Consider the following 19,602-nt stretch of genomic DNA (forward strand, 5'->3'; position numbering starts at 1 on the left):
AAAATAACTTACCATATATGCGGAAGTAGTTCAGTGGTAGAACACCACCTTGCCAAGGTGGGGGTCGCGGGTTCGAATCCCGTCTTCCGCTCCAACTTGCCGGGGTGGCGGAACTGGCAGACGCACAGGACTTAAAATCCTGCGGTAGGTGACTACCGTACCGGTTCGATTCCGGTCCTCGGCACCAAGTTTTTTTACGAAGTAAAATAAACAAAGTTTTTTGCGAAAGCAAAATAACGTTCGAAATTTCGGGAAGTAGCTCAGCTTGGTAGAGCACTTGGTTTGGGACCAAGGGGTCGCAGGTTCGAATCCTGTCTTCCCGACCAGTTAGATTTTATATAATGGGGTCTTAGCTCAGCTGGGAGAGCGCCTGCTTTGCACGCAGGAGGTCAGGGGTTCGATCCCCCTAGACTCCACCAATTACATTTTTAAATAATATTATGGCGGTGTAGCTCAGCTGGCTAGAGCGTACGGTTCATACCCGTAAGGTCGGGGGTTCGATCCCCTCCGCCGCTACCATATAGTTATTTTTACGGAGGAATACCCAAGTCCGGCTGAAGGGATCGGTCTTGAAAACCGACAGGCGGGTTAAACCGCGCGGGGGTTCGAATCCCTCTTCCTCCGCCATTTATGTTTCATTATGTTTGGTCTGGTAGTTCAGTTGGTTAGAATGCCTGCCTGTCACGCAGGAGGTCGCGGGTTCGAGTCCCGTCCAGACCGCCATTTAAATAAATTTTCCTTATTTTCGTGGAGGGGTAGCGAAGTGGCTAAACGCGGCGGACTGTAAATCCGCTCCCTCAGGGTTCGGCGGTTCGAATCCGTCCCCCTCCACCATCTTTAGGGGCATAGTTTAAAGGTAGAACTAAGGTCTCCAAAACCTTCAGTGTGGGTTCGATTCCTACTGCCCCTGCCATATAGTTATTTTTAAATTTGCCGATGTGGCGGAATTGGCAGACGCGCACGACTCAAAATCGTGTTCCGTGAGGAGTGTCGGTTCGACCCCGACCATCGGTATCATAAATAAGGTAAGAATCCTTATAAATCTAGACTTTCAACATTTGTTGGGAGTCTTTTTTGGTTCATAGCATAAGAATCAAAATGCCAAAAAACGTACGCGTATAATCTGATGCTTAGAAGAATTTACGGCAAGAAGAGGTTTTCAAACGGAGGAAGAAACAAAGATAGTTAGAAAAAATAAACAGATCAAGAAGCTTTTTTAGAATTTTTTCCTCCTCCTTTCCTAAGATATAACCGAGGAATATCAACTAACAGATTGGTTATAGTTTCCTTGTTCTTGAAAGGTAGCCATATTTTGAAGTGGTGGTGAATAAACATGGAGTGAAATCATGCGTTCGGATTGAGAATTAGTCAATTTATGGATAAGCCCTGGCTTAGAGAAAAAGCACTCCCCATGTTGGACGAGATAGGAGGATGATCGTTCAATTTTGTGTTCATTTAAGTGATAAATCGTGTTGAGTACTTCTCCTTCTAAAACCATTGCGCACCCAATGGATTCACCGTGATCATGGATGGCTGTTTCCTTATCAGGAGGAAGATTAATGACAATAACCTCTAACACATCGTTCTTATAAATAACATGGCGGCCATAAGGGTACTGGTTTGGCTCCTTAATATATGGGGCAATATTTTTTGAAGCGTCGGAGATTCTTTTTAATGCATCTCCCAATTCATTTAGTGTAGGGGTTGTAAGACCACCTAAATGTTGATGAATGCAAGCAAGTAGGTTCATATTTATTTCCTCCTCTTATAAGTACAAAAGTTGTGTAAAGAAATCATTAGTAATACCTTTCTGAACAGGATATTTACCTATAATAAGATAGGCGAGGGCTTTCGCCTAAAAAGTAAAAATAATATTATAAGAAAAAGTAAAATACTTTATTATTGGAGCACCTCCTTCCGGTTTAGAGGATGCGTAATTAACCAAAGTTTCGCAGCCAAATAATACGTTATTTTAATATTGACATTCCAAACAATCTAAGGCATAATTATAATGGTCTTATTCAACATTAATTAATGCGGGTGTAGTTTACTGGTAAAACCTCAGCCTTCCAAGCTGATGTAGTGGGTTCGATTCCCATCACCCGCTCCAAAATTAAGGGCCTATAGCTCAGCTGGTTAGAGCGCACGCCTGATAAGCGTGAGGTCGATGGTTCGAGTCCATTTAGGCCCATTCATATATGTATAAAACCGAGCAGTTTTCTGCTCGGTTTTTTTGTGTTCTTTTCATTTCATACTCAAATTTGGGAAGAATACTAAAATCAAATTTAAGGGAGGAGATTAAAACATGCCTGAGCTCCCAGAAATGGAAAACTATAAAAACCTTTTAAAAGTGAAATTAATGAATGAAGTGATTACAGATGTACAAATAAATCGTGAGAAATCCATTAACATTCATCCAGACCTCTTCAAAAAAACAGTGCAGAATCAGAAAATTATTGATATTAAAAGAAGGGGCAAACATCTTCTTTTTCAGCTGCAAAATGAGCAAACTCTATTATTACACTTAATGTTGGGGGGATGGATGTTTTTCGGTACTGACTCGGAAAAACCTGACCGAACGATCCAAGTCCGATTGTCATTTGGACAAAAACATCTTTATTTTATCGGTTTGCGGCTGGGGTATCTGCATCTTTATCATCAGAATCAAACAGAGGAAAAACTCGCAGACCTAGGACCAGAACCTTTAAATCCGGAATTTACTATTAATGAGTTTTTAAACAGGATAGGTAGCAAACATGGAAGGTTAAAAACCACACTCCTCGATCAATCATTTATTGCAGGTATCGGGAACTGCTACTCAGCTGAGATTTGTTTTCATACAGGAATTAGACCAACAAGAGATATTGATGATATGAATGAAGAGGCTCGGGGCAAGCTCTATAATTCCATGCAGCTTATTCTTCAAGATGGCATTAAGTACGGTGGATATATGGATAATCCCGTCTTTAAGGGTGACATGTTAACTGGTGGGTTTAATGATAGGTGCCAAGTTTATGATCGGGAAGGACAGCCCTGTAAACGATGTAGGACAACAATTGTTATGGAACTAATCTCGTCACGAAAAACATACTATTGTCCTAATTGCCAAAAATAATAGACATTTTATTCTATATGAAAAGACTCAAGGGAAGGAAATCTATTCTCTTGGGTCTTTTTACATTTGTTCCAATATGGAACGAAAGATAAAATTTATAGAAATAATGGTTCCCTTTTACTGATTAATGTTATATACTATATAAAAATAAGTATAGCACAATTAAAGAAATACATCTTTAATAGTATATAAATAAGCATAAAAGGGGTGGTAATGATAAAACTTTCAAAGCGGCAGGATGAGATCCTGGAGATTGTAAAACAAAATGGGCCCATAACGGGGAAAGAGATTGCAGATAAGCTGTCATTATCAAGGGCAGCCCTAAGACCAGATCTTGCTATCTTAACTATGTCAGGAAATATAGATGCCAGACCGCGTGTTGGTTATTTTTATAATGAAAATTTTAAGGTGAAGCGTACTGCCGAGAAGTACCTCCAACAAAAGGTCAATAATTATAAAGCACATCCCATTGTAGTGGGAAAATCGATATCTGTATATGACGCTATCGTTCAACTTTTTTTAGAAGATGTCGGAACACTTTATGCTGTAAATTCTGAGGGGCATTTAGCAGGAGTCATTTCTAGAAAAGATTTGCTAAGAGCATCACTAGGAAATAGTAATCTATCTGAATTGCCTGTAAGCGTTATTATGACTAGGATGCCGAATATTATCACCATAAGTCCGGAAGAGTCTTTGCTCGAGGCAGCCAAAAAAATGATTCAAAATCACATTGATTCCCTTCCTGTTGTACGGGATGTCGACGGGCAAGAGAATACATATTTGTTAGTGGGGAGAATTACCAAAACCACAATCACACGGGCATATTTAGAAATGATGGAGGAAAAATCAGATTAAGGGAGTGGCTGATTATTTTGGCACAGAAAGAAGTAGTATATGTGGTATCCGACTCGGTTGGAGAAACGGCTGAGTTCGTAGTAAAGGCGGTGGCAACACAGTTTAATGGGGGACAAGTGGATATACGCCGCAATTCCTATGTGGAGGATTTTGAAGATATTGAGGATGTCATCTTATTAGCGATTAAAGCCAATTCCATCATCGCTTATACCATCGTTGTGCCCACTTTAAAAGAGTATTTAGACCGTCGGGCAGCTGAAGAAGGGATTATGGCGGTGGATTTACTAGGTCCATTGATGAATGCATTTGTTTCTAAATTTAATAAAGAGCCACACCATCGTCCCGGATTAATGAGAAAACTAGATGAGGAATACTTCCGTAAAATAGAAGCAATTGAATTTGCCGTAAAGTACGATGACGGACGAGACCCAAGAGGAATCACAAAGGCTGATATTGTACTTATAGGTGTTTCGCGGACTTCTAAAACTCCGCTGTCCATGTACTTGGCACATCAGCGGTTTAAGGTAGCCAATGTTCCATTGGTTCCAGAAGTTCAGCCCCCTGATGAGTTGTTTCAAGTACCAAGAAAGAATTGTATTGGGCTCGTTATTTCACCTAATAAATTAAATGAAATCCGAATAGAACGACTTAAAGCGTTAGGATTGGCTTCAAGGGCAAACTACGCCAGTTTTGAAAGGATTTTAAAAGAACTCGATCATGCGGAAAAAATCATGAAGAGGGTTGGATGCCCTGTCATTGATGTTTCAAATAAAGCAGTAGAAGAAACAGCAGGCTTAATTCTAGAGGTCTTAAAAAAAGAGAGGAGCTTTTAAAGATGGAGAAATTTGTTTACTTATTTCATGAGGGTAATGGAAGTATGAGAGATTTACTAGGTGGAAAAGGAGCTAATCTAGCAGAAATGACTAGAATTGGACTACCCGTACCATTTGGTTTTACGATTACAACCCAAGCTTGTAATGCTTACTATGAATCTAATAAATCGATTCCGTCAAATGTCGAAAAACAAACATTAGAAGCTCTAAGCCGTCTAGAAGATAAAATGGGTAAAAAACTAGGGGATCCTGAGAATCCTCTACTGGTTTCGGTACGATCAGGCTCCGTTTTTTCGATGCCAGGGATGATGGATACTATTTTGAACCTTGGCATGAACGATGAAACAGTTGAAGGGCTAGCTATATTAACCAATAATCCTCGTTTTGCTTATGATTCATACCGTCGTTTCATTCAAATGTTTAGTAATGTAGTTTTAGAAATTGATACCTTTTACTTCGAGCAATTTTTAGAAGAGACGCGGGAAGAGAAGGGCTACTCCACTGATCCAGAAATGACAGCAGAAGATTGGAAAGAAGTTATAGACGGATATAAAAAAATTGTTAAAAAACATACGAGAAAAGAATTCCCACAGACACCAAAGGACCAGCTTTTCCTAGCCATTAACGCTGTCTTTAATTCTTGGAACAATCAGCGCGCCATCGTTTACCGGCGCTTAAATAAAATCCCTGACCATCTTGGTACAGCTGTTAATATTCAAAGTATGGTGTTTGGTAATATGGGTAATGATTCAGGTACAGGTGTAGCGTTCACAAGAAATCCTTCAACCGGTGAGCACATACTATACGGGGAATACTTAATTAACGCTCAAGGTGAAGATGTAGTCGCCGGTATCCGGACCCCGCAGCCGATTGCAACATTACAAGACGAAATGCCTTCCGTGTACAAGCAATTTACTGATACATGTAAAATTCTTGAACAGCATTATTTAGAAATGCAAGATATTGAATTTACGGTTGAACGAGGGAAGCTCTTCATTCTACAAACAAGGAATGGAAAAAGAACAGCCCAGGCGGCGATTAGAATTGCAGTAGAAATGGTTGAAGAAGGGATTATTGATATAAAGACGGCGTTATTACGCGTAGATCCGGACCAACTCAATCAACTGCTGCACCGCCGGATTGATGACAAATTTGAAAAGAATATTTTAGCGAAAGGATTACCGGCATCACCTGGGGCAGCGACTGGCCAAGTAGTTTTCGATGCTGATGAAGCGGAAAGCTTGGGGAATGATGGGAAGAGAGTGATTTTAGTAAGACCGGAAACAACTCCAGACGATATTCATGGCATTATTGCATCTCAGGCGATTTTAACTAGCCGCGGAGGGATGACCAGCCATGCCGCCGTTGTAGCACGAGGGATGGGGAAGGCTTGTATCTGTGGATGTGAGGCGTTAAAAATTGATTTAAGAGCCAAACAATTCTCGGTTGGGCAAACAGTTGTGAAATATGGTGACATTATTACTATCGACGGTTCCACAGGTGAGATTATGCTTGGAGAAATTCCAATGATTGATCCAGAACTTTCTGATGAGTTCCAGCTTCTGTTAACTTGGGCTGATCAAGAGCGGAAAATTGGTGTCCGTGCCAATGCTGATAATCCTGAAGATGCTAAGAAATCCTTTGAATTTGGGGCTGGTGGTATTGGCTTATGCCGTACAGAGCATATGTTTATGGATTTTAAGCGAATCCCAATTGTTCAAAAGATGATCCTTGCTGAAAATTATGGAGAAAGAATGGAAGCACTTAGCCAGCTGCTGCCAATGCAGCAAGGTGATTTTGAGGGGATATTTGAAGCAATGCAAGGCTTTCCGGTAACGATCCGTTTACTGGACCCGCCGCTCCATGAATTTTTGCCAGATAAAGAGGAACTTTTAGTCGAAGTAACCAAGCTTCAAATTACGGACCCACAATCATTTGAACTTAAGAAAAAAGAACAATTGCTTAAAAAAGTCCGTCATTTAGATGAATTTAATCCTATGCTAGGGCACCGTGGCTGCCGATTAGGAATGATTTATCCTGAGATTTATGAAATGCAGGCAAAAGCAATCTTTTACGCAGCGGCAAAGCTCGCGGAAAAAGGAATGGAAGTTAAGCCAGAAATTATGATTCCTTTAGTCGGCCATGTTAATGAACTAAAGCAAATGCGTCAATTGGTGATTGATGCGGCTTTATTAGTCCAGCAAGAAACCGGGAAAAAATTTGATTATACTATTGGTACGATGATTGAAATTCCACGTGCGGCTTTAACTGCTGACCAAATTGCTGAAGAAGCGGACTTTTTCTCTTTTGGTACGAACGATTTAACGCAAACGACCTTCGGCTTTAGCCGTGATGATGCGGAAGGGAAATTCCTTCAAGCCTATATTGAAAATAAAGTGCTTCCTGAAAATCCGTTTGCCGTCCTTGATCAAGACGGGGTAGGAAGATTGGTCGAAACCGGTGTAAAACTTGGTCGTGCGACAAATCCATCTTTAAAGACCGGCATTTGCGGTGAACATGGCGGTGAGAAAAGTTCCATTGATTTCTGCTATAGAACGGGCTTAGACTACGTTAGCTGCTCACCATACCGTGTGCCACTTGCCCGTTTAGCAGCCGCTCAGGCTACCATTCGTCATGAATTAAACAATAAAGAAGTTTTTACAACAGCTTAATAAAGTCAGAAAAAGGATGTGTACATTGTTACACATCCTTTTTTAGAAGGATAATTTGGAATATTATGTAAAAATAGCCGTAAATCTTAAAAAATGAGCCATTAATTCAAAAAATCAGCCAAACCTGGTTAAAAATTAACCAAAATCTAAAAAAAATAATCCATTACTCGCGGAAAATGAGACAATAGAAAATATAGAACGAATTCTGGACATGATAATCTCCTTATTTTCTGCTTATACTATTATCAAAATTTGAAAAGGGGCTTAATGATGGGAGCAATTGAACGCGGTGGATACCGGTTTGTACCAGAATATAGTGTCATTCAACAGAATGGAGCAATCCATGTATATAACCACGAGAAGTTTATCGAAGAAATTAAATTTCAATTTTCCGGAAAATTTCCTGAACTAGATCAAATCGAGGAATTAGTCGACCATTACTGTCATAAACATAATATTTAAAGAACACTTGTTCGTCATTTTGTTTAATGCTATAATGAACATGCAATAGAATAGTTTTCTCAAGGGTGGACGGCATCTCCTGCCAGAAAGGGGGTGATGCTTTTGACAGTTTTTCAGGCTTTGATGTTTAGCTTATCATTTGCTAGTCTCATTGTCACAGTTCTGTCCTTCCACAGAAAAAAATAATCCACCCTTGAGCCGGCAAGCAGAAGCGGTGGATTATTTCCGTAACGTCGTTCCCATTAGGGAAACTGCTATTGCATGACCGAGCCATTTTTTATCGTCATGCTCGGTCTTTTTTACTATACGAATATCTATACTCACATTATACATAACTTTAAGAAAAAAAGAAAATCAATTTTATCAGGGAGGGATTAATAATGAATAAATTAACGATAATTTACCCTCAAGCAATTGAACAAACGAAAGTGAAAATCTTCGAAGACATTGACAGGTACTTAGAAACAAAAGAGTCACTGCCGTCTTTTGAACAATATTTAGCCGATCGAGGTCATTACAGTGAGCAAATCTGGATCAATGTATGGTTGAATAAAGTCACTAACGATATTTCTAAAAATGAAAAAAAGCAATTTTTAAGTGAACAAGGATTTGAAGTACAAGGGATTGACCGAAAGCTGCTCAATAAGCTTTTTCGTGATGAAATGAGGGGCTATTTACCGTTTGATGCGATGGAATGGATTAGAGAACAATTCGAAGGTCAAAAGGAAAAGTGGGAGAACCGGTATTATGATGCGAAAGAAAATCTCTACAAGCGGGAGCAATTGAAAAAACTAGAAGGGCAAAAAGTAGCCATTCAAACTGAAATCGAGGATTTCGCTGCTGGGATCATGGAGGAACAATATGATTTCATATATTTAAATGTGCGCTACTTTGTAGCGAAACAACTGGCAGCAGATATAAAGAATAATGTGAAGTTTCAATCCGTGGATACCTTTGCCTTAGAGGAGAAATTAGTTGATCAGGGAGCATTCAATCCTTCCGCTTATACGACAGTTGGGACCTTCTTTGAGGAACTCACGGGTGATATTCATAAAACCTTACATTGGGGAAGAAGCTTTTATGAATATCAAACTTATTTTTTTGTCTATGAAGGGTTAATATCTGATTATCTTTCAGAGCTAATTCCTCAGAAGGTACTTGAGCAGCTGCCCGATGATTTGAAAGATGATTTTTTTGAAACCTTTCATGAAAAATTATCCGCTTCCTTCGTCAAAGGGAGTATTACACAGTCATTATACGATGTAGAGAGTTATTTTATTGAAGACATTCAACAAGAATATCTAATCGATTTATTAAAATTAGCAGACGTGCCTTTTAATGAGGACATCCATAGAGAAATCTTCGAAAAAGATTATCAGGAACGAGAAATCAAGCAAAAGGCAGAAGAGGAGGAGCAGAAGCGAAGGAAAGAAGCAGAAGAACAAATGATGCAGGATATTTTTGGGGAGGAGTACGACCCTTCCTTAAGACGAAATGTCCGTTATGTTCTTCATATTGGGGAAACAAATACTGGTAAGACCCATCATGCACTAGAAAAAATGAAAGAGGCAGGCAGCGGTTTATATTTAGCCCCGCTTCGACTACTAGCACTTGAGGTTTTTGATAAATTGAATGCAGAAGGTACACCATGTTCATTGAAAACAGGGGAAGAAGAAAAAATAGTCTCAGATGCACAGCATATCTCTTGTACTGTCGAAATGTTTCATGAAAAAGATTATTATGATGTCATTGTAATTGACGAGGCACAAATGTTGACCGATAAGGATCGCGGTTTTTCTTGGTATAAAGCCATAACAAAGGCTAATGCCAGAGAGGTTCATATCATTGGTAGTAGAAATTCAAGGACGATGGTTCAGCAATTATTAGGCGATGCGGATATTGAAATTCACGAATATAATCGGGATACCCCGCTTGAAGTGGAAAAGAAGGAATTCAATATTAAACACGTTAAAAAGGGCGATGCCTTAATTTGTTTTTCAAGAAGACGGGTACTCGAAACTGCTTCAAGACTGCAAAGTGATGGTCATTCGGTTAGTATGATTTATGGCAGTATGCCTCCGGAAACGAGGAAAAAGCAAATTGAACAGTTTAATGCAGGAAAAACCAAGGTCATTGTGGCGACAGATGCCATTGGGATGGGATTAAACTTGCCGATTCGCCGGGTGGTTTTTCTTGAAAATGATAAGTTCGATGGAACGAGAAGAAGATTATTAACTTCACAAGAAGTGAAGCAGATTGCCGGTCGAGCAGGTCGAAAAGGGATTTACGATGTGGGGAAAGTAGCTTTCGTGAGTGATATAAAGAAAATGCGAAATTTGCTTTTACAAGAAGATGAACCAGTCCATACCTTTGCGATCGCTCCTACCAATTCTGTTTTTGAGCGATTCCAGCGTTATTATCGAGACTTAGGGACATTTTTTGAACTTTGGGATAAATTTGAAAGTCCCAAGGGTACAAAAAAAGCCTCATTGTCAGAAGAAAAATCTCTTTACCAATTGATTGCAGGGACTGAGATAGAAGCCCGCCTTTCTTTAATGGACTTATATGGCTTTTTGCATCTGCCTTTTTCGAAAAATGAACCGGTGTTAACTCGGCAATGGGAGGACAAGATGTATGCCCTGATTCATGGTCAGGATTTGCCGGAACCAATGATAAAGGAGCGAAGCCTGGAGGAATTGGAATTAAGCTATAAAGCCATTGGTCTGCATCTTTTATTTTTATATAGATTAGACCAACGTACGGAAGCTATTTACTGGGAGCGTCTTCGCGAGGAAGTAAGTGATTTTGTTCAAGACCGCCTGAAAACGGATATCCGAAAATTTGTGAAAAAATGCAAGTCCTGCGGCAAAAATTTACCATGGGACCATTCATTTCCCACCTGTGACGCCTGTCATGCGGCTAAATACAGGAGATATCGATATGGTGATGAATATTAAATAACTTATTATATTAAGAAGTTAAAGCCGAGTTCTTAGGATGAACTCGGTTTTACTATGTCTAAACCACCATTTTTGGGAGACAATCTTAAAAAAAGGGAAGGTTGGGAATGGTTTGATTCATTTTATTAAATATCCGATTACCATCTTTATATCGCTGTTTTGCACTTTTTTACCTTATACCCAAGTTAATGCAACGACAGGTTATCAAAATTTAACTCAGCAACTAAATCAAGTCATTATGAAAGACCCAACACTTCAAGGTGCAATTGCCGGAATTAGTGTTAGATCAGCCCAAAATGGTACCATCTTGTACGATTATCAGGGAGATGTCCGATTACAACCTGCTTCTAACATGAAACTGCTAACTGCGGCTGCTGCTCTCAACGTCTTGGGAGAAAATTATACCTTCTCAACAGAATTATATACAAATGCAACAGAGCTCAAAAAATCAATCCATGGGAATCTCTATTTAAAAGGTAATGGTGATCCTACGGTACTAAAAAAAGATTTTGAGAGTATGGCAATGGCGATTGAAAGACTCGGTGTAAAAAAAATTAAAGGTAATTTGGTAGCAGATGATTCCCACTACGATCATGTTCGCTATTCACTCGATATGCCGTGGAGTGATGAAACCGCCTATTACGGTGCCCAAATTTCTGCCCTAACTGTGTCTCCAACAAAAGACTATGATTCAGGTTCTATCAAGATAAAGGTGAAACCTGGAACGAGGATCGGTGAGAAGGTAAAAGTAACGGTTACTCCAAAAAGCAATTATGTAAAAATGATTAACCATGCTGTAACAGTTGCCAAAGACGGCAAAAATAAGATAAAGATTGAACGGGAACACTCAAAAAATACAGTAACGATTGAAGGAACTCTGCCATTTAAAGCCAAAGAAACAAAGGAATGGATTGGTGTATGGGAACCAACCCTTTTTGCAGCAACCCTTTTTAGACAAGCATTAGCAGAACATGGGATTACGATAACAGGAAAAATAAAAACGGGTATAGTCCCTAAACAAGCAAAACTACTAACCAAACATCAATCGATGCCGTTATTTGATTTGCTTGTGCCTTTTATGAAACTCAGTAATAATGTCCATGCTGAAATGTTGATTAAGGAAATGGGTAAGGTAAAAAAAGGAGAAGGCAGCTGGGAGAAGGGATTATCTGTTATGAAATCGGAAGTGGCGAAGTTAGGGGTAAATCCAAAGACGATGGTGATAAGGGATGGCTCCGGAATTTCCCATGTAAATAGTATCCCTGCTAATCAACTTTCGCAGTTATTATTTTTAGTACAGAGGGAAAAATGGTTTCCTGCTTATTTAAACGCACTTCCTGTAGCTGGTAATCCGGAAAAAATGGTGGGCGGTTCGTTAAGAAAACGCCTTAAAGATCCAAGTATAGCAGGAAAAGTCAAAGCGAAAACGGGTACACTCTCTACCGTTAGTTCATTAAGTGGATATGTAATCACAAGAACGGGACAAACCTTGATATTCTCTATCCTGTTAAATAATATGCTGGATGAAACAAAAGGGAAAAAAGTTGAGGATGCCCTCGTGACTATTTTAGCTAATCAATGATCTATGAAATCACTAACCTGTTGTTCATTGATACTGCAGCAGCTGTAAAAAATATAATTTATTATAAAGGTACGGATGGGAAGGGTTTAATCTATGATCTTCGGTAGTCATGTTAGCATAAGAGATGGTTATCTAGGTGCAGCAAAACGAGCGGTTGCTAATCAGGCATCCGCTTTTCAATATTTTCCGAAAAACCCAAGAAGTCTTACAATCAAGGAATTCAATCAAGAAGATGCTAAAAGCTGTAAGGATTTTTGTCTAAAACATCAGCTTTATTCAGTTGCTCATACCTCTTATTCCACGAGCATAACACCGTCAGTAGAAAAACACGATTTAACAATTGCCTCTCTTCTTAATGATTTAGAAATTACAGAGGCCTGCGGATCCATTGGCGTGGTTGTCCTTTTTGGCAGTCAAATTAGTAAGACAGACCCGCTTGCTAGCTACCATTTAATGTTAGGAATACTTAACTGTGTCCTTAGCAAGTGGAAAGGAAGCTCTCTGATCCTCTTGGAAAATAATGCCGGGACAAAAGGCGCACTTGGGACAACCCTCGAAGAACTCGTTCAAATTCGAAACCTATGTGAGTATCCTGAGAAAATTGGTTTTTGCTTGGACACTTGCCATGCATTTGCAAGTGGTCTCTGGAATGGGGAAAATACGGAGGAGCTAATTGAAAAGGGTAAGAGTTTAGGGTATTGTGAACAATTAAAGGTGATTCACTTAAATAACTCTAAGTATCCAACAGGTTTCAAAAAAGATCGCCATGCCAATATTTTCAACAGCAGCAATGGATATATCAACGCGGATCAATTGAAACATCTTGTTAAATCACTGGTTTTGGCAGGAATCCCGTTGATCTTAGAGACACATGATGATGAAGGGATTAGTCACAGAAAGGAAATTGAAATGCTAAAACAAAAATGGGAAAAGTCGATTCTTGAAAATTTTTAGCATTAATTTTACTATAAAAATAATGAATATATTAAATAGTCTTTATATTGAGGGAAATATTTTTGAAATAGAAAATATTTTTGAAAAAGCATATAAAAAGAAACGTAAAATCGAAGGCGTAATTATTACTGAAAACGGGAAAATAGATGAAGTTCCCTTAGGAATCATTACTGCCTGGGATTTGATTCAAATTGATTATACAATTGATTAAACTCCGAAGGTAGAAGATCTCTAATTAACTTAATTCTATATTATTAAAAATAAAAAACGCATGGCATCCATGCGTTTTAGCTTATTTTATTTAAAAATCAAACTCGCTTAATTGATCCATATGACTGGCGATCATCGCGATGATTGTGGATGCTTCTTCTTTGCTGAAAATAAAGTGGGATTCGTCCTTAATCAGCTCATCATCAGTCGTCCATATTCGGTTCACTCGTTTTAGAACTCCATCACCTGTCTCTTGCACCACACCAAACTGATAAGTGACTTCCACTTCATCCTCGTGTTTGAAAGCAGTCACTTCAGGTGTAGACCAGTCCACATCAATTTCCTCAAAAATATCATCGTCGTTAACTTGTTCGGCCTCATAATACTCGACTTCAATGTCGTCATTAACTGTCTCACAGTCTTCTTCATCGAAATCTTCCTCTGACTGAAGATAAACTCCATCGTCGGTATAGTGGTCATCTCCGTTGATGTAGTCATGAAGACTTGCATGCACTTCATCAATAATCTCCTCAATATCTGAAAGGATGATTTTCGCCGTGTGTCCACTGTCGACATCAAAGCTATCGACGTAAAACTCTTCATTCTGCGGATCGAAGAAAAGGGTGCAGAAATAATCACGGTCGAGTTCCTCTGTGTCAACATCTGCTGTATCAACAAAGAACTCAATCCTTGGATGTTTGGCAGCTCTTTCAATTGTCATTTGACCAACTTGATCGTATTCTTCACAAATAGACTCTAGGTGATCTTGCAATTCAGCACAAACTCTGTCAAACCATTCTAACGACATCAAACATCCCATCCTCTCTAGGTTATCAAGGTTATTGTTTCCAAATTTACGTTATTTATGTTTAAAGTGGTTATTAAAAATTCAACTCAAAATCTTACGGATAATAATTAGTTCATAAAAAGTCTAGCGTCCCAGCAGGGTTTACAGAACCGTAGAAAAAAAAATAGATAATAAATTGAAAACTTGGTGAGCACATTCTATTGGTTTTTAACTTTGTTATGATACTATGTACCTAAGCAACGAAAAACGAGGTGTAGAAATGAAAATTGAAGTTTGGTCAGACTATGTATGTCCGTTTTGTTATATTGGAAAGCGCCGCTTAGAATTGGCGTTAGATCAGTTTCCACATAAAGATCAGGTAGAGGTTGAATTCAAGGCCTTCGAACTTGACCCAAATACACCCCATTATAATGGAGAAAGTATTCATGAAGTACTTGCCAAAAAATATCGTATGAGTGTTGAGCAAGCAAAACAAGCCAATCATAATGTTGGTCAACAGGCTGCAACAGTTGGATTAACATATAATTTTGATGAGATGAAGCCAACAAATACATTCGATGCCCACCGTCTAGCAAAGTTTGCTCAAACGAAAGGGAAAGCAGCAGTCGTTTCTGAAAAATTATTGCAGGCCTACTTTACTGAGGCGAAACATATTGGGGATGCAGATACATTAGCTGACATTGCGGAAGACTCAGGTCTTGACCGTCAAGAAGTTTTATCGGTAATACAAGACAAAACGGCTTTTGCCAATGAAGTACGAGCGGACGAGGCAATAGCACAGCAGTACCAAATTAGTGGCGTGCCTTATTTTGTTATTAATTCAAAATATGCGATCTCCGGAGCACAGCCGCTCGAGACATTTAGGGGTGCTTTAGAAAAGGTTTGGGAAGAAGAAGCTCCAAAACCATTGTTCCAGGATCTCTCAACGGAACAGGATGTTAGTTGTACTGAAGGGAACTGTGTCATTCCAGAAAAAGAGTAAAATAGTTTTATCTATCAAATACAAAAATGGGAAAGGGCTAATATATTCCTTTCCCATTTTTGTGGTGATACCTCGTTTACCTGTGCCTTCTTCTAATTTGAAACTCCCACATGTTTCCATCGAGCCAACAAAATCTAGTTTGGGTATTCCCATTATCAGAGTCTTTCCATTTTGAATACGTACAGCGAACGGTAGGTTCTACAGTTGCATTCGTTGATGGTAATTGGTTCGATTCGTTAATCTCAGAAGACGAAGACGAAGACGAAGAAGACTCGTGATCATGCCCAAGGGACCCAAACAACATCAAATCCCAAAAGTCTCCCCCTCGTACCTCTGTTGCTCCAGTTTGATATCCTCCTGTCGAAGATTCACTCATATTGTTGCACCTCCTTACAAGCAAGAGAAGAAAGTAACTAAACCACAAGATAAATTTGCCTTCCTAACCTCACTTTTCTTTTACTAATTTACGTATCAAAGACTTCTATGTTTGGGACAAAAGCCTACTATTAAGAAAAAAAGGTGACAATAGTGGAAATGGTGCCTGACACCAAATGGAAAAATAAGTTAAAATAGTCTTAGTATAATACATTAAGGCTTATATTCAATACAAAACAACAGTTCAATTAAAAAAAATACAAATTTGAAATCGGTTAGCTAAATATTCTCCATTTAGTGAAATCTTCCAAGAATGCCAACCCATATTTAGTAAATACTATGTTAAAAAAGGAGTGCCTATATTTGAAAAAAACACTCAATCCGAAAGTGATTTCAGTCTTAGAAGATAAAATCCAATTAATTAAAACGGAAAAAGGCGCTATCTATTTGGTTGGTCCCATTCGCTTACCAGTAAATTTGTATGGTGAAACCGTTGTATTTAAATGGTATTGTTGGCTAAACTGCGATGAAGCAACAGAGGATTATCAGATAATCATCGATAAATTATCTTCGGTAAACTTAGCAGAGCTCCAACAATCCAGCGTTCTAGCATATGGGGACTTTGAATATGGAGAAGATGCAATTCTCCGTTTTCATTCCATCTGCCATACAGGAGATATATTTGGAAGTAAGCGTTGCGATTGCGGCTTCCAATTAAAACAATCCATGAAAATGATTGTCGACCACGGGATGGGTGCCTTATTTTATTTAGCCAATCATGAGGGCAGAGGGATTGGTCTTTTTAGTAAAGCGATGGCTTATATCTTACAAGAGAACGGCTACGACACAGTGGAGGCTAATGAAGCGCTCGGTTTTGTGGATGATTCTAGAAATTATGGCGATGCGATTCTTGTCCTTAAAGCATTACGCTCTAAACCAGTTACGCTTATCACAAACAATCCCAAAAAACTTCAAGCATTAAAAAATGCTGGCCTTGAAGTTTCAGGAAGAGAGTCAATATGGGGGGATATTTCAGAATATAACGAGAAATATTTGAAAACAAAAATAAACAAGTCTGGTCACATAAATGATGAGGGGACTTGTTGTAATGATTAAGGCTTCGAATGTTAAGAGTATCGAGCTAATAAAAAGTACCACAATATAAATCCTCTTCCTTTTAAACATATGCTTGAATGCATATGTTTTTTTTACTTGGAAAAATAAGGGGCTAGTGAAAGAATTAGTATATTGCTATGAAATGAATAAAACATATGTCTAATTAAAAAAAGGTATTTGTATAGACAAATTAATAGTATCAAGATACTATTAATTTAACAATAGTACTTTCTAAATTGCCTCAGATAATAGGGAGGATTCGTAAATTGTATTTACACCAAAGGCAGATTGATATTTTAAGAAAACTTTCAATAGAATTAGAAAGTTTAAAAGGAGAAAAGCTTGCTGAGTTTATTGGAGTGTCAACGAGAACATTAAGAAGTGACATGAAAGCGCTAAACGATTACCTTGAATCCATGGGTGCATATATAAGGTCAACACGAAACGGCTATCAATTGAATATAACAAATGAGGCTGCTTTTTCAACATTACAAAAACAGCTGTACAGTAATGAACCGATTACACTAACAGTTCCGCAGGAAAACGAAGAACGTATTATTTATGTTATACAAAGGCTGTTAATGACTAATGACTATCTAAAGGCAGATGCTCTTGCTGATGAACTTTATATTAGCAGGTCCAGTTTAACGAAAATTTTAAGAGAGGTAAAGGAACGCCTTCGTTCTTATAATCTTTCTTTAAGAATTCGCCCGAATTACGGTTTAATCATAATGGGAGAAGAATTAAAGCGAAGAGCCTGCATATCAGATTTCTTTTTTCACCGAAAAGCAGAGATGCCCCTTTTGGGAAGTGCCTCATTTATTCACTCTTATTTTTCCGCAACTGAAATTGAAATGTTAGAGAATGTAGTACTCAAACTGCTATCAGCAGAAGGAATCACTGTCAGTGATTTAGGATTTGAAAACGTTATCATTCATTTGTTGGTGAGTGTAAAACGGATACAAATGGGAATGGAAATTAGTAATCTTCATTTACCTAGTGATCAGATACGCAAATCTGAAGAGTTTGAGATTATTAATCAACTATCTACTTATATATCTAAATTATTTAATATCGTTTTTTCTGAAGGCGAAAAATTATATTTAACCATCCATCTTATCGGTAATAGATTATCCTCAGATGACAGGGTATTTCTTGAGGAAGAAAAAGTAAATGGATTAATTGTCAGAATGCTTGACCATTTATATGAGGAAATGGGGGTGGATCTTAGACATGACCAAGAATTAAAAAACAATTTAAAGGTTCATCTATATCATTCAGTAACACGTTTATTATTAGGCTTAAGAGTTAAAAATCCATTAATTCAGGATATACTTACTCACTTTCCTCTTGCCTTTGAAGCAGCTGTTTCGGCAGTGTCAGTATTAGAAAAAGAATTTGAGTTGACGGTAAATAAAGATGAGACCGGATATATTGCCATTCATTTACAGACTGCGATAGAACGAAGAAATGGAACAAGTAATCCAAAGCGCTGTGTGATCGTATGTGGGACAGGAAAAGGAAGCGCGGTTTTATTGAAATTTAAATTGAGGGATTATTTTGGCAGTTTATTAGAAATAGTTGATACTATTGGATATTATGAATGGAAAAACTATCTTATCCCTCCAGATATTGATTTTATTATCTCAACTATTTCAACAAACTTGGAAACATCAATACCCGTAATTGTGGTAAATCATATTTTAAGCTATCCTGATCTCGAACGGATTCAAAAAACATTTTTTCAAAAAGACAACCATTCATTGTTGTGCTCTATTATTCGAAAAGAACTTTTATTTCTCCAAAGCACCTTATCAACTAGAGAGGAAGTTATTGAATTCCTAAGCAGCAAAACGGTTGAGATGGGATTAGCCGACAGCCAATTTGAACAGGAAGTTAAAAAGAGGGAGGACTTTTCTCCAACTGCCTTTGGTAACTTAGTGGCCCTGCCCCACCCGCTCAAAAATGTAAGTTCACAGACCTTTTTGGCCTTTTGTACACTAAAAAAACCAATTATATGGGGGACTGTACCCGTTCAATTTGTGTGCTTGTTCAGTATCAAAAAAAGCAACAAGGAAGATTTGCAAGATCTATATGATTATCTTTATGGTTTATTGAATGATAGGGAAAAAGTCCAAAATCTGATACAAGCAGAAAACACTGAAGAATTTTTAGAAAAATTGATGATTAATTAGGAACTTGTCACATAAATTTCCGCCTTATCGCGGAAATTTTTTATGTTTAGTTGAAAACGTTTTCATATTACTATTTAGTTAATAGTTGTGGAGGTTTAATAGGGTCTTAACAGGGCAGGGGTGATCAATTATAAATATTTTACTATGCTGTGCAGGAGGAATGTCCACAAGTCTTATTGCCAGAAGTATACAGGCCGCAGTTTTAAAAAAGGGGAAAAGTGACTATGTAAAAGCAATGGATCAGGACAGTGCTGAACATTTTTTAAAAGATTTTGATGTTGTACTGATAGCACCACAGCTTAGATATATACTCACTAAATTACAAAAAATGGTCGAAGATCAAGGAATCCCTGTTGCTGTCATGGAACAAACTGATTATGGTCTATGTAATGGAGAGGCGATTCTGCTTTTTGCCGAAGAATTGTTTCAAAAAAACCCGAAAAATGAATCTAGTAATTATTTATTTTAAATAAAGGGGGATTT

Annotated in this window: 16 protein-coding genes and 12 tRNA genes; 25 read left to right on the forward strand and 3 right to left on the reverse strand. The window is 38.2% G+C overall.

The window, feature by feature from the left end; all coding sequences use genetic code 11:
• Positions 1 to 19: 19 nt before the first annotated feature.
• The 10 genes from JOC76_RS27920 to JOC76_RS27965 all read left to right on the forward strand — a co-directional run bounded on the left by JOC76_RS27920 (position 20) and on the right by JOC76_RS27965 (position 1,014).
• A tRNA-Gly gene (locus tag JOC76_RS27920) sits at positions 20 to 94 on the forward strand.
• A 4-nt stretch (positions 95 to 98) separates the two neighbouring features.
• A tRNA-Leu gene (locus JOC76_RS27925) sits at positions 99 to 187 on the forward strand.
• A 62-nt stretch (positions 188 to 249) separates the two neighbouring features.
• A tRNA-Pro gene (locus JOC76_RS27930) sits at positions 250 to 326 on the forward strand.
• Positions 327 to 343: 17 nt separating this feature from the next.
• Positions 344 to 419 (forward strand) — tRNA-Ala (locus JOC76_RS27935).
• A gap of 23 nt (positions 420 to 442) precedes the next feature.
• Positions 443 to 519: transfer RNA gene (locus tag JOC76_RS27940), tRNA-Met, on the forward strand.
• Positions 520 to 534: 15 nt separating this feature from the next.
• Positions 535 to 627: transfer RNA gene (locus tag JOC76_RS27945), tRNA-Ser, on the forward strand.
• Positions 628 to 646: 19 nt separating this feature from the next.
• Positions 647 to 723, forward strand: a tRNA-Asp gene (locus tag JOC76_RS27950).
• 26 nt (positions 724 to 749) lie between these two features.
• Positions 750 to 834, forward strand: a tRNA-Tyr gene (locus JOC76_RS27955).
• Positions 835 to 839: 5 nt separating this feature from the next.
• A tRNA-Trp gene (locus JOC76_RS27960) sits at positions 840 to 913 on the forward strand.
• Between the two features lie 19 nt (positions 914 to 932).
• Positions 933 to 1,014, forward strand: a tRNA-Leu gene (locus JOC76_RS27965).
• Between the two features lie 247 nt (positions 1,015 to 1,261).
• Here the strand turns inward: JOC76_RS27965 and JOC76_RS27970 are convergent.
• The gene (locus JOC76_RS27970) at positions 1,262 to 1,750 is read right to left on the reverse strand and encodes a cysteine dioxygenase (protein WP_205182059.1); all 489 of its coding nucleotides are present in this window, start codon (positions 1,748 to 1,750) and stop codon (positions 1,262 to 1,264) included.
• A 286-nt stretch (positions 1,751 to 2,036) separates the two neighbouring features.
• Between JOC76_RS27970 and JOC76_RS27975 the strand changes: the two genes are divergently transcribed.
• The 11 genes from JOC76_RS27975 to JOC76_RS28025 all read left to right on the forward strand — a co-directional run bounded on the left by JOC76_RS27975 (position 2,037) and on the right by JOC76_RS28025 (position 13,644).
• Positions 2,037 to 2,110: transfer RNA gene (locus JOC76_RS27975), tRNA-Gly, on the forward strand.
• Positions 2,111 to 2,117: 7 nt separating this feature from the next.
• Positions 2,118 to 2,191: transfer RNA gene (locus JOC76_RS27980), tRNA-Ile, on the forward strand.
• Between the two features lie 114 nt (positions 2,192 to 2,305).
• A complete protein-coding gene (locus JOC76_RS27985) occupies positions 2,306 to 3,115 on the forward strand; it encodes an Fpg/Nei family DNA glycosylase (RefSeq protein WP_205182060.1) in 810 nt (269 codons plus the stop codon).
• Positions 3,116 to 3,328: 213 nt separating this feature from the next.
• Complete coding sequence (gene ccpN, locus JOC76_RS27990) at positions 3,329 to 3,970, forward strand: transcriptional regulator CcpN (RefSeq protein ID WP_239558052.1); 642 nt, start codon at positions 3,329 to 3,331, stop codon at positions 3,968 to 3,970.
• A 17-nt stretch (positions 3,971 to 3,987) separates the two neighbouring features.
• Entirely contained in the window at positions 3,988 to 4,803 is an 816-nt protein-coding gene (locus JOC76_RS27995; RefSeq protein WP_205182062.1) for a pyruvate, water dikinase regulatory protein, read from the forward strand.
• A 2-nt stretch (positions 4,804 to 4,805) separates the two neighbouring features.
• The gene (gene ppdK, locus JOC76_RS28000) at positions 4,806 to 7,475 is read left to right on the forward strand and encodes a pyruvate, phosphate dikinase (protein WP_205182063.1); all 2,670 of its coding nucleotides are present in this window, start codon (positions 4,806 to 4,808) and stop codon (positions 7,473 to 7,475) included.
• Positions 7,476 to 7,745: 270 nt separating this feature from the next.
• Positions 7,746 to 7,937, forward strand: a complete 192-nt coding sequence (locus JOC76_RS28005) for a YbxH family protein (protein ID WP_205182064.1) — start codon at positions 7,746 to 7,748, stop codon at positions 7,935 to 7,937.
• A gap of 380 nt (positions 7,938 to 8,317) precedes the next feature.
• The gene (locus tag JOC76_RS28010) at positions 8,318 to 10,894 is read left to right on the forward strand and encodes a DEAD/DEAH box helicase (RefSeq protein ID WP_205182065.1); all 2,577 of its coding nucleotides are present in this window, start codon (positions 8,318 to 8,320) and stop codon (positions 10,892 to 10,894) included.
• Between the two features lie 127 nt (positions 10,895 to 11,021).
• Positions 11,022 to 12,479 carry a D-alanyl-D-alanine carboxypeptidase/D-alanyl-D-alanine endopeptidase gene (dacB, locus tag JOC76_RS28015; protein ID WP_372442021.1) on the forward strand — a complete coding sequence of 486 codons (1,458 nt, stop codon included), beginning with the start codon at positions 11,022 to 11,024 and terminating at the stop codon, positions 12,477 to 12,479.
• Positions 12,480 to 12,572: 93 nt separating this feature from the next.
• Positions 12,573 to 13,433 (forward strand): deoxyribonuclease IV, encoded by an 861-nt coding sequence (locus JOC76_RS28020; RefSeq protein WP_205182067.1) that lies wholly within the window; start codon positions 12,573 to 12,575, stop codon positions 13,431 to 13,433.
• A 22-nt stretch (positions 13,434 to 13,455) separates the two neighbouring features.
• The gene (locus tag JOC76_RS28025; protein ID WP_205182068.1) at positions 13,456 to 13,644 is read left to right on the forward strand and encodes a hypothetical protein; all 189 of its coding nucleotides are present in this window, start codon (positions 13,456 to 13,458) and stop codon (positions 13,642 to 13,644) included.
• Positions 13,645 to 13,734: 90 nt separating this feature from the next.
• Here JOC76_RS28025 and JOC76_RS28030 read toward each other — a convergent pair whose 3' ends face one another.
• The gene (locus JOC76_RS28030; protein ID WP_205182069.1) at positions 13,735 to 14,451 is read right to left on the reverse strand and encodes a hypothetical protein; all 717 of its coding nucleotides are present in this window, start codon (positions 14,449 to 14,451) and stop codon (positions 13,735 to 13,737) included.
• Between the two features lie 259 nt (positions 14,452 to 14,710).
• Between JOC76_RS28030 and JOC76_RS28035 the strand changes: the two genes are divergently transcribed.
• The gene (locus JOC76_RS28035) at positions 14,711 to 15,433 is read left to right on the forward strand and encodes a DsbA family oxidoreductase (RefSeq protein WP_205182070.1); all 723 of its coding nucleotides are present in this window, start codon (positions 14,711 to 14,713) and stop codon (positions 15,431 to 15,433) included.
• A 76-nt stretch (positions 15,434 to 15,509) separates the two neighbouring features.
• Here JOC76_RS28035 and JOC76_RS28040 read toward each other — a convergent pair whose 3' ends face one another.
• A complete protein-coding gene (locus JOC76_RS28040; protein WP_205182071.1) occupies positions 15,510 to 15,809 on the reverse strand; it encodes a hypothetical protein in 300 nt (99 codons plus the stop codon).
• Between the two features lie 338 nt (positions 15,810 to 16,147).
• Between JOC76_RS28040 and JOC76_RS28045 the strand changes: the two genes are divergently transcribed.
• The 3 genes from JOC76_RS28045 to JOC76_RS28055 all read left to right on the forward strand — a co-directional run bounded on the left by JOC76_RS28045 (position 16,148) and on the right by JOC76_RS28055 (position 19,588).
• The gene (locus JOC76_RS28045) at positions 16,148 to 16,924 is read left to right on the forward strand and encodes a GTP cyclohydrolase II (RefSeq protein WP_205182072.1); all 777 of its coding nucleotides are present in this window, start codon (positions 16,148 to 16,150) and stop codon (positions 16,922 to 16,924) included.
• Positions 16,925 to 17,190: 266 nt separating this feature from the next.
• Positions 17,191 to 19,119 carry a BglG family transcription antiterminator gene (locus JOC76_RS28050; protein ID WP_205182073.1) on the forward strand — a complete coding sequence of 643 codons (1,929 nt, stop codon included), beginning with the start codon at positions 17,191 to 17,193 and terminating at the stop codon, positions 19,117 to 19,119.
• 136 nt (positions 19,120 to 19,255) lie between these two features.
• The gene (locus JOC76_RS28055) at positions 19,256 to 19,588 is read left to right on the forward strand and encodes a PTS sugar transporter subunit IIB (RefSeq protein WP_307784781.1); all 333 of its coding nucleotides are present in this window, start codon (positions 19,256 to 19,258) and stop codon (positions 19,586 to 19,588) included.
• The last annotated feature ends 14 nt before the right edge of the window (positions 19,589 to 19,602 follow it).

Source organism: Neobacillus cucumis (assembly GCF_016908975.1).
Taxonomy (GTDB): domain Bacteria; phylum Bacillota; class Bacilli; order Bacillales; family Cytobacillaceae; genus Neobacillus; species Neobacillus cucumis.